General features: G+C 41.9%; 1 protein-coding gene and 1 pseudogene. Both read right to left on the reverse strand.

What is annotated here, in order from left to right; all coding sequences use genetic code 11:
* Nucleotides 1-513: pseudogene (locus ACFINS_RS09865) on the reverse strand (Type IV secretion system protein virB10); the annotation flags it as partial.
* A partial coding sequence (locus tag ACFINS_RS09870) for a TrbG/VirB9 family P-type conjugative transfer protein (protein WP_375706162.1) occupies nt 506-899 on the reverse strand: 394 nt, incomplete at its 5' end. The gene ACFINS_RS09870 and the pseudogene ACFINS_RS09865, both read right to left, overlap by 8 nt.

An 899-nucleotide genomic window follows, 5' to 3' on the forward strand; every position in this document is an offset into this window, starting at 1 on the left:
TGAAGCACGAACACCATCAAGGGTTGTCGGCTTGAACAGATGATTAAAGCGTTGCGCTGTTTCATCAGGCTTGGCTTCAGGTTGATTCGCGCTTATGTCTTTGTTTTTTTCTGTGCTTCCTTGGCCTTTTTGTGTGTTGGCATAGGCTAAGACAGGAGCACGTTGTGCTGCTTCTAAGAGTGAATCATCAGAATTGGTTGTTTTTTTGGGGGGAGTTGGTAGTTCAACCTTAGGCAACAGAACGTTATTTTTTTCTATCGTTGGCTCCAGGGATACAGGTTTGGGTGGGGCTGGACGGAAAAGTTCCGTTTGCTTAATAATTCCTTCTTTTTGAACTTCAACCGGTTGTTGTTTCTCTGTGAAAAGCGTTGAATACGCTAAATAAAGACAAACACCAAAAAGAATAACAAGAGCAGCCGCTTTACTTGTATTGGGACGTTGCTTTTTTCCTTGACCGTCTTTTATCATATCGCGATCATTTAGCAGGTTGTTTTCATCCATTGGATCATTCATAACCGTTTCCTATGTTCACTTTACGTTGTACAGATGGTGATGTCGTACCAGTTTCAGGGTTAACCCCTGCAGGCACAAATCTTTTATTGAAGATACACAGCACGTCATTCCCGCGGCGCAGAGTGAATTGTGCAGCTGTGGCATGAACAATGACTTTATTTCCTTTAATCGTTTTGGGAACGAGAGCTTCTTGTCCATCCAATGAGACAAGATAAATGGCAGGGATTTCAGTATTGCCTAAAAATGTAAAGGTTGTTGTTTTTCCGTTATCATAGACAGAAGCAGGTTCAATGAGGGGTGAGCCTTGCGCTTCATAAGCCCAATTGCGTGGTCCAAAATCTTCATGCGTGTTAAAAATATCATTGACAAAATTTTCTTCACGTTGT

The organism is Bartonella sp. AA2SXKL, assembly GCF_042197205.1.
Lineage (GTDB): Bacteria > Pseudomonadota > Alphaproteobacteria > Rhizobiales > Rhizobiaceae > Bartonella.